Raw genomic sequence first — 9,326 nt, 5'->3', positions numbered from 1 at the left:
CGCCCAGATTTAACTGAGAGGTGCGGGGAATAATATCCCCCATCGACTCAACCAAGACGCAAATAGATTTGGTGAAATGTTAGTAGAAACTGCCAGAGCGATTAACCCTGACTTAACCATATTAGATGGCATCATAGGTCATGAAGGTAATGGCCCCAGTAACGGGGAACCTCGCCAACTGGGCATTTTAGCAGCCGCATCAGATATATTTGCCTTAGATCGGGCAATGGTGGAAATCCTCAATGTTTCTCCTGAACAAGTGCCCACAGTTGCAGCTTCTCAAAGGCTAGGAGTTTGTCCAGAACTTGCTGCCATTGAGTTTCCGCATTTAAATCCTGACTTATTAAAAATAGAAGATTGGCGGCTACCAGACAAGTTAATGCCCATTGATTTTGGTATGCCCCGCGTCATTAAGTCTACGTTTAAGCATCTTTACACCCGATTTATCAAGGAACCAATCAGTGTTTATGGAAGGGAGTGAGGAAGAAGCAGGGGAGCAGCACTTCGGCTACGCTCAGTGACCGAGGAGAGGTAGCAGTAAGTCTTTCCCCTCTGCCTCTTGTGGCCAATCCTCAATTTAGTGCAAACGTCGTTACAGCAATTTCATTTATTAGCAGAGTAATCTGTAATTACCCTCCGATTGCTTAACCATACCGCCCTATTATATTTAGGGGCGGTTTTTTTAGCTGATTAATTTGTTATACAATTTTTCGTCTTAGATTTTGATTTATTCAAAAAGTTATACGGATTTAGGATCTGGAAATTGGGATTGGGTATTTTGTTCAGATATGGGGAAAGTTTGGTAATAACTTAACTACACCTCTAGTCCATCTTCTCAAACTTGTTTACTCTACCTTTATGTAGATTGACAAAATGGTTGTGATATTACACAGATTTTAAAATTTAAATTATTAAATATTTATTTAGTGATACCACTGAATCCATTCTGCCTCATACAGTTGATGTATCTGTATTTATTCGATAGTTATCATTGGTTACAAAAATCATTCCTACCTATTTCTTCTCTGGCGTCAAATATTTTTGAGTATAACTACTACATAACAACCAAAAGCACGGAGAGATATTCAGTGCAATTGCGGTTTTGTGTCCTGTATCACAAATTAGCAATTCCAGTAAAATGACCTTATCAAAGGCTTTATAGGATGTTATAATCATGAAGTATCGGATAAATATGTTTTGCTAATTAATCTTTAATCAGCGAAAAAATGTAACTTATGATGCTGTCAAAGTTGGCTTTGCGTATGCAACCCGTTACACCATACAGGGAAACATCTGAAAATATTAATTACAAAATAAAACATGATTTGTTTAGTTGTAACTTTGTATTAAGAAGTCCATGTATAAAAAGGCTACTATGACAGTTGTATAACTGGTTTAAATTGTAGAATGCTACACATTTTACAGTTTAAAAATAGCTAAAATACCATTAATACTCTCACTCAGAGAGTCAACCTACACAGTGTTACGAAGAACTTCAATTTTGTATGAATTCAAATAGCCAGTCTGCCAATGCCGATACATATTCCCAACGTTTGGCAGACATTGTGGGAACTGCGATCGCTCTGTTGACTCTTACCCTACCCGTATTTGTCATCGCCCACTATTCTTCAACTAATGTTCAAAATAACCAGCAACCTCTGATCCAAAACATACAAGGAAATCAAAATTGATCGAGCTTCCCAGTCGCATTTCCTCATAAGGAGACCTACAAAAAGCAGAACACTGATTTTGTAGACAATCTCTGTAGATGTGGGTGTAGTTCGTCAAGAATAAGCTAAATCTGGATTGTTGTGACTCCAGATTTGAGTTGTCTTAACAAAGTTACGACAGAAATCCCTCTAATAGCAATTAAGGGCGGAGTATATCCATAATACCCTCTTGGAAAAAGCGTTGCGAAGTTTGCTCGTAACGCTTTTTCTATTTTTTGGCTAATTCAAGGGAATAGGTTACATCTGAAAGTTTCTTCCCCAGTGCGCTATGCCATAGAACAAATACCTTGGGAAGAGATCCATATTGCCCTAAAATTCTACACGGGGAGCGAAGCTGACTGAGTGCCCCCATGATTCACCGTTATCAGAGGAGTTTTTTGTGGACTTATCTCGTATTCCTGCCCAACCGAAACCGGGTCTAATCAACGTTCTCATTGAAATTACTGGCGGAAGTAAAAATAAATACGAATACGACAAGGAACTAGAAGCTTTTGCTCTAGACCGAGTACTTTATTCCTCGGTACAATATCCTTATGACTACGGCTTTGTACCCAATACTTTGGCTGATGATGGCGATCCCCTAGATGGTATGGTCATAATTGATGAGCCGACCTTTCCCGGCTGTATTATTGCTGCGCGACCAATTGGCTTTTTGGAGATGATTGACGGTGGCGATCGCGATGAAAAAATCCTTTGTGTTCCTGACAAAGATCCGCGCTACACTCAAGTAAAATCTCTGAAAGACTTAGCACCACACCGTTTAGATGAAATTGCCGAATTTTTCCGTAGTTATAAAAATTTGGAAAAAAAGGTGACTGAAATTCTCGGTTGGCAAGATGTGGACAAGGTTGCAGCTTTAGTAGAAAAATCCGTCAAAGCTTATAGAGGATAATAGAGGAGTTAAGAGTTAAGAGTTAGGAGTTAAGAGTTAAGAGTTATGAATTTTTATTCCTAACTCCTCACTCCTAACTCCTCACTTCACTTTGCTAACTTTCCCTTGTTACGGATTTTAAAATCTGCCACCAACCCCAAACCAGAATGCAGCGTACTCTCCTTTTGGCAAAAATTCATAACTGCACCCTTACGGGGGCGAATATCAACTACGTAGGTAGTATCAGCATTGATGAAATCCTTTTGGAAAAAGCTGGTATCTTACCTTATGAGCAGGTGCAAGTAGTTAATAGTGCCAACGGTCAGCGCTTTATTACCTATGCGATCGCCGCTCCAGCCCATTCAGGAGTAATTGAGCTAAATGGAGGTGCGGCACGTCTAGGCATTATTGGCGATCGCTTGATTATAATGACTTACGGGCAGTTCACTCCAGAAGAGTTAAAAAGTTACTCTCCTACGGTAGTCATTGTGGACGAAAAAAACAGGCTGTTGGAAGTGCGGCGCTACGATGACCTGCTCACTAAGGTCTAATTTCAAGGAAAATGTCAAATTTTGAGTTGTCGGATTCCCAGAGCTACATAAGAGAAAAGTCATCTACCCTGCCCAGTAGCCCAGCAGGTGAATTTATCGTGCAATTCTGGGGTGTCAGAGGTTTGATACCCACTCCTAGTAGCAATACCAGTCGTTATGGTGGTAATACCGCTTGTGTAGAACTATATGTAGCTGGGAAACGCTTGATTTTTGATGGTGGTACTGGCTTACGCATATTGGGTAAAACTTGGCAAGAACTGCAACAGCCACTAGAAGCCCATTTATTTTTTACCAACTGCCAATCAAACCGAATTCAAGGATTTCCCTTTTTTGCTCCTGCATTTATTGGGGAAAATTGCTTCCATATTTACGGCACAGCTGCCTCAAATGGAGCCTCAATCAAACAATGTCTGTACGATCAGATGCTCCAGCCACACTTTCCTTACCCTTTACAGGTAATGCAGTCTGAATTGCAGTTTTACAATCTGACTCCAGAAAGTGATGTGAAGTTAGATGATGTCACCATTACAACTGCATTAATTAATCAAACTCAGCGGTCAGTTGGCTACCGAGTTACTTGGCAAGAGTATAGTGTTGCCTACATCACAGATTTGCACCAAAATGCCGATCAAGTGGAGCGAGAGCGGATTTTAGAGTTTATTCAAGGCGTTGACTTGCTGATTGCCAATGCCACTTACACTCCTCCTACATCTCACAACCATGATTCTGCTGATTTGCTTTGGCAAGCTGCGGTGAATGCGGCTTTAAATGCTGGCGTCAAACAGCTAGCTATTTCTCATCATCACCCAGATGACCATGATGATTTTCTCGATCGGGTGCAAGTCGATATTAAATCTGCTTTTCCTCAAGCCATACTAGCCCATGAAGGTCTAGTATTATCTGTTGGTAAGTGATTTTTTAATACTTAGATGTAGTGCAGGAGATATTTGTTTGCCAAGGGCTATATAGGCTGACGTTAGGTGCTTGAGCCACTAGCTGGATGTCTCCATTAGGATCAACTACCCAGCTTTGGGCTTCCACAATCTGATTAGTAGATTTGGTAACAAATGTAGTAGATTTTTTATCTGTAATTTCCACAGATAATTTATCCGTTACTCTCTCTGTTGCTTGTGGGGGCAAATCTACCCAATTTGTAATCACTGCTCGTCCCCGCAGAGGCTCGTTAGGACTAAGGGGTAATCCACCGCGTCCTGTGGCGATAAAGCGACTAACGGTTTGTCCTCTTCTGGGAGTGCAACCTTGAGCCATCTGTTGGGATGCATCGACAAGGTTAGAGGGTAGTTGAATTAAGCCACGACTAGGGTCTACATCGGGTGTGTTTAGTTCTACAGTCCCAGCCACCCCACGTTCAGAACTAGCAGTGATATCACTCAGGGAAGTTGGACGTGAGCGAGATTCAATGCCAAAGAGACTTTTGACTGTAATGTCAACATTACCACCCTTACCAGTGAAAGCATTGGCGCTGATATTGCTATCTTCGCTTGGAACAGCAATAATGAAGGGGGTCTTGATAGTTACGTTACCACCATCCCCTCCTGCTTGAGCAGTGCCAGCAGTGCTAGATATTTGACTATTACGGCGGAGTAAAAGCAAGTCTTGCAGGCTGAGGTTAATATTGCCACCTTTATTGCTAGCTGTTTGTGCCGATATTAGCCCTTGGTTATCTAAAGTCAAACTTTCTGCTTGAATTTGAATATTGCCACCTTTTCCGCTACCTTGGCTATTTACAGCGATTCTTGCATCGTCTTGAATAGTGACAGTTTTGGAGGCAGTGATATTTCTGGGTTGAATGAAAATATTTCCGCCATTACCTGTAGAGCTAGGTTCAGTGTTAGCAAACAACCCACTGTCCTTTCCTATTAAAATCAGATGATCTTGTACCCTTAAAGAAATGTCCCCGGCTTGGCTGTCACTGGAAGTAGATGTACGTAATTGACCCCTATTTACTACTTCAAGTTTGTCTGCTGTCACCGTGAGACTACCTGCGTCTCCGTTTCCTTCGGTTTCCGCGGTTATTACAGCACCATTTGTTACAGACAGTCTAGCAGTAGTAATGTCGAGCTTACCCCCTTTACCTATACCTGTTGCATCTACTGAGCTAGCAATGAAGCTGGCAGAGTTATTAATACTATCTACTCCATCTAAGAAGACTGCTTTACTGGCTTGAATTGTTAAGTTGCCGGCATTTCCACGTCCAGAAGTAGAAGTGTTTATTTGAGCGCCACGAGTCAGCGAAAGCAATCCTGTGCTGATGTTTATATTACCTCCATCACCGACTGCACTTGGTCCCACTCCATTAGTTATTGCACTACCAAACCTATCGAATGAGATTAGCCCCGAAACCTGAATTGTCACGTTTCCTGCATTTCCCTGCCCCTGAGTGTTAGCTGAGACTCCACCACCATTTGTAAGGAAAAGTGACTCAGCGATGACCGTGACGTTTCCTCCTTGTCCTGAGCCTTGTACTAAGGTGCTGAAGGCACCACTGGGTAATTCATTACTACCTACCCCCTTTATAAACACAGAACCACGGGTTTGAATCGTAACGTTGCCTCCTCTCCCTTGTCCAAAGATACTAGTTGCCAGTTCACCACCATTTGTAAGGGAAAGTGACTCAGCGATGACCGTGACGTTTCCGCCCTGACCTACTCCTCCAGGATTGACTGTACTGAAGACACCACTGGAAAAGTTATTGCTACCTACCCCCTCTATCAACACAGGATCACGGGTTTGAATCATAACGTTGCCTGCTCTCCCCTGACCGGAAATGCTAGCGGCTAATTCGGCACCATTTGTAAGGGAAAGTGACTCAGCAACAATAGTAATATCTCCTGCCTGTCCAATAACTCCAGGTCCTATCAAGCTGCCCACCCCACTGGGAGAACCACTAAGCAAAGAACCGCTTCTGCCCACTCCATCCGCAAAGACAGAACCGCGAGCTTGAATCGATACACTGCCTGCGTCTCCCTGTCCATAGTTACTCACATTTAGAACACCGCCGTTGGTCAAGGAAAGCAAGCCAGTAGTAACTGTGATATTTCCAGCTTTACCTACACCTCCTTTACTTACAGAACTGAATACAGCACCTCCATTGAGGGAAACTTGATCGCGCACATTAATTACGACGTTACCCAGATTTCCACGCCCACGATTGTTTAATGCAACAATCAAGGCAGCCTCATCAGCGATCGCAAGTGACTCAGCAGTAATACGAATGTTGCCACTGTTGCCAGTGGCTCCAGTCTGGACTAAATTCTGAATGAGACTGCCACCAGCAACAGTTACTGTTCCTGTAGCATTGAGGGTTATATCTCCTGCTTTGTTATCAACTTCTCCCAGTCCTGCGTTTATTCCAGATATGAGAGCACTTCCCTCCAAAATTTCTATATTCCGCGCATTAACTATAATGCTGCCCTCTTTGTCAGCAGGAACAGCAACTCCACCACCAGTCAGTGAGACATCTGCCCGTGTTGCTTGCTCTGGAAAGCTTAGACTCAGATTATTGCCATCTACCTGAAGCCCAATTGTTCCTGCTCGTGCTAATCCTCCTAACTCTACTCGCCCACCAAAGGCATACAAACCTGCACCATTGATTTGAATGTTGCCACCGACGAGTAATAAACTTCGACCATTGGGAACACTCAGGCCAAAAACTGATGGGTTTGCTGCTGGTGCGATTGAATTGTTTTGAATCGGCGCAGCAACAATTTGATTAAATAGCAAAGCTGAAGGCTTGACCGTCAACAATGAAGGAATATTCGGATTTGAAGCGCTAAAAAAACCTTGATTACCAAACCCAATAGCATTTGCAGTAGTTGCTACAAATGAACCTCCGATATTTAGGCTGGCATTTGGCCCAAAAATTATCCCATTGGGGTTCATCAGAAACAAGTTGGCTGTACCATTGGCGCTGATTAATCCATCAATATTCGATACTGATTTACCTGTTACTCGACTAATAATATTCTGAATATTTGAAGCGTTATTGAAGTAAGCCACACTCTTGGTGGGCACAGAAAACTCTTCAAAACTATGGAATAAGTTACTTCCTGCTTGGGTGCCACCTTCAATGATTCTAATGTTGTCCTGCAATGTGACACGAGAATTATTAAGTAGAGTGCTATCAGGGGTAATTTGGGCAGAACTACAATTTGCCCAAAAAGCGATCGCAATACCCATCCCCACACAAACAGCAGTTGTTGAATCAAGGTTGGTTTGCATAGTGATTGTAGTGATGGGTATTTTAAGCTGTGTCATCGCTTTGGCATAAGCGTTGCTCGCTGTTGGCGTTCGCGTTAGCCTCTCTGAAAGAGAAGCCTCTCGTAGAGAAGGCATCGCTTCAATCTTTTTGCCTGATTTTATTCTGTTAAGAGTAGTGAAAAGAAATAACTTTTCTTAAGAAATACTAGATCAAGTCGATATCCAACTATTTCTTGTGGGATGGGCGTCTCGCCACTGGTGTCAACTTCACGTGAAAGTTACTAAGCGAGAATGCTTTGAGATCATTACCTCGAAAAAAAGTCTCTGACTCTTCATGCCCTTCATTGAGGCTCTACCTCCCTTACTCGAAAAAGAGCCACAATGATAAGCATTTCCAGCCAGAGTCTCTTGCTCTCAACAAGGTTTTAAAAGGGTTTTGGCTTAAGTTGACACCCAGCTTTTTCTGTGCGCCTACTATTCCACACAATTAAAATCGCCTATATTGCCCCTACGACGCATTTTGCAACTCAGCTGTGCGGACTGAAAGCTGCTCTGTCTTATTACCTCGTTGCACTTTTACTTGTAATACTTGACCAAGACGACTATCTTCCACAACATTCTGCAATTGTTCAGCACTGGTAATTGCTTTACCATCAATTTGCAGAATTACATCCCCGCGCCGGATACCCGCAGATGCCGCTGGAGAATTGGGGACAACTCGCATGACAAAAACCCCATTGATTTCTGGTATCTGAATCGGAGAGTTGGGATCGGTGTTATTTTGCTTGGCGAGATCGGGTGTCAAAGTTAGCATTTGCACACCTAGATAAGGGTGAGCAACTTTGCCATCGCGTTGTAGTTGCGCAGCGATCGCTTTAGCTTTATCAATAGGAATGGCAAATCCAATACCCATCGCATCAGGGCGAATGGCTGTGTTAATACCAATTACTTCACCTTGACCATTTAATAGTGGCCCGCCAGAGTTACCAGGGTTAATGGCAGCGTCTGTCTGAATGAAGTCCAAACGTTTGTCACTAATGCCAACTTGAGCGCTGGAACGTTTGAGGGTACTGACAATTCCCAAGGTAACGGTATTATCAAATCCCAAAGGATTACCAACTGCGATCGCCCAGTCTCCTACTTGGACATTGGTGGAAGAACCCAAGGGCGCAACTGGTAAATCATTACCAGCGTTAATCTTGACTACTGCCAAATCTGTGACTTCATCAATACCCTGAACTTTCCCTTCAAAGGTGCGGCCATCTTTGAGTCGGACTGTTACTTTATCAGCCTTATCGACCACATGAGCATTAGTCAAAACTAAGCCGCTCTTGTCAATAATAAAACCTGAGCCTAAACCACGTAACTGCTCAGAAGGAATCTGTTGGGAGAAACCTTCACCAAAAAACCGACGGAAAAAGGGGTCTTCCATAAATGGATCGACGCGGCGAGTAATTGTTCGCTCAGTATCAATGCGCACAACTGCTGAACCAACACGATTAACTGCTGCTGTGACAAAGCTGGTGCTACCGATCGCAGCACTAGCTGGTGATTGCCGTTGAGCAATTAGATTTGAAGTATCAAGAGCAGCTATTGTGGGTGCTGGTTCGGCTTGGGAGGGTAACACTTGCAATGTACTAACCGCTAGCACAACTCCTAGCGCGATCGCTAAGACATGAGTACTTAGTTGCCGTAAAGACCGAGATAATTTGGGAAATCGCATAATCACAACCTAATTTATAAGCCTAATTGTTGCTTAGTCGTGACAAATCTATTTACAGTTATTTTTACTTCAGGTTTCGCCTGCTCTTTCCAGTACTGGCGTTAGGGCATTTTGCGAAATACCTATAATCAACTTAATAGAAAATTTAACCCAAAAGCTATTATGGACATTTACCCTTTACAAGTTCGGTTTTTACCCATCAATAAAACTTTTGGATTGCGAATGAGACA

At 42.8% G+C, this 9,326-nt stretch carries 7 protein-coding genes; 5 read left to right on the top strand and 2 right to left on the bottom strand.

What is annotated here, in order from left to right; genetic code table 11:
- Positions 1–13: 13 nt before the first annotated feature.
- The 5 genes from RMX69_RS04760 to RMX69_RS04740 all read left to right on the top strand — a co-directional run bounded on the left by RMX69_RS04760 (position 14) and on the right by RMX69_RS04740 (position 4,066).
- A complete protein-coding gene (locus tag RMX69_RS04760) occupies positions 14–481 on the top strand; it encodes a DUF362 domain-containing protein (RefSeq protein ID WP_289799926.1) in 468 nt (155 codons plus the stop codon).
- 1,024 nt (positions 482–1,505) lie between these two features.
- Positions 1,506–1,691 carry a hypothetical protein gene (locus RMX69_RS04755; RefSeq protein WP_289795740.1) on the top strand — a complete coding sequence of 62 codons (186 nt, stop codon included), beginning with the start codon at positions 1,506–1,508 and terminating at the stop codon, positions 1,689–1,691.
- A gap of 418 nt (positions 1,692–2,109) precedes the next feature.
- Positions 2,110–2,622, top strand: a complete 513-nt coding sequence (locus tag RMX69_RS04750; protein WP_229464783.1) for an inorganic diphosphatase — start codon at positions 2,110–2,112, stop codon at positions 2,620–2,622.
- Between the two features lie 146 nt (positions 2,623–2,768).
- The gene (gene panD, locus RMX69_RS04745; protein WP_289795739.1) at positions 2,769–3,152 is read left to right on the top strand and encodes an aspartate 1-decarboxylase; all 384 of its coding nucleotides are present in this window, start codon (positions 2,769–2,771) and stop codon (positions 3,150–3,152) included.
- Between the two features lie 11 nt (positions 3,153–3,163).
- Positions 3,164–4,066 (top strand): MBL fold metallo-hydrolase, encoded by a 903-nt coding sequence (locus tag RMX69_RS04740; RefSeq protein WP_322636664.1) that lies wholly within the window; start codon positions 3,164–3,166, stop codon positions 4,064–4,066.
- Between the two features lie 4 nt (positions 4,067–4,070).
- Here RMX69_RS04740 and RMX69_RS04735 read toward each other — a convergent pair whose 3' ends face one another.
- Both RMX69_RS04735 and RMX69_RS04730 read right to left on the bottom strand, forming a co-directional pair.
- Complete coding sequence (locus RMX69_RS04735) at positions 4,071–7,508, bottom strand: filamentous hemagglutinin N-terminal domain-containing protein (protein WP_322636663.1); 3,438 nt, start codon at positions 7,506–7,508, stop codon at positions 4,071–4,073.
- Positions 7,509–7,881: 373 nt separating this feature from the next.
- Positions 7,882–9,096, bottom strand: a complete 1,215-nt coding sequence (locus RMX69_RS04730; RefSeq protein ID WP_289795736.1) for an HhoA/HhoB/HtrA family serine endopeptidase — start codon at positions 9,094–9,096, stop codon at positions 7,882–7,884.
- Positions 9,097–9,326 lie beyond the last annotated feature (230 nt).

The sequence above is a fragment of the Nostoc sp. EspVER01 genome (assembly GCF_034530635.1).
Taxonomy (GTDB): Bacteria; Cyanobacteriota; Cyanobacteriia; order Cyanobacteriales; family Nostocaceae; genus Nostoc.
The sequence above is the reverse complement of the archived record's forward strand: the minus strand, read 5'-3'. Positions and strand labels throughout refer to the sequence as shown.

Coding starts and splice junctions, on each gene's coding strand:
- panD (WP_289795739.1), top strand. CDS start 2,769: ATGCAGCGTACTCTCCTTTTGGCAAAAATTCATAACTGCACCCTTACG.
- RMX69_RS04730 (WP_289795736.1), bottom strand. CDS start 9,096: ATGCGATTTCCCAAATTATCTCGGTCTTTACGGCAACTAAGTACTCAT.
- RMX69_RS04755 (WP_289795740.1), top strand. CDS start 1,506: ATGAATTCAAATAGCCAGTCTGCCAATGCCGATACATATTCCCAACGT.
- RMX69_RS04735 (WP_322636663.1), bottom strand. CDS start 7,508: ATGCCTTCTCTACGAGAGGCTTCTCTTTCAGAGAGGCTAACGCGAACG.
- RMX69_RS04740 (WP_322636664.1), top strand. CDS start 3,164: ATGTCAAATTTTGAGTTGTCGGATTCCCAGAGCTACATAAGAGAAAAG.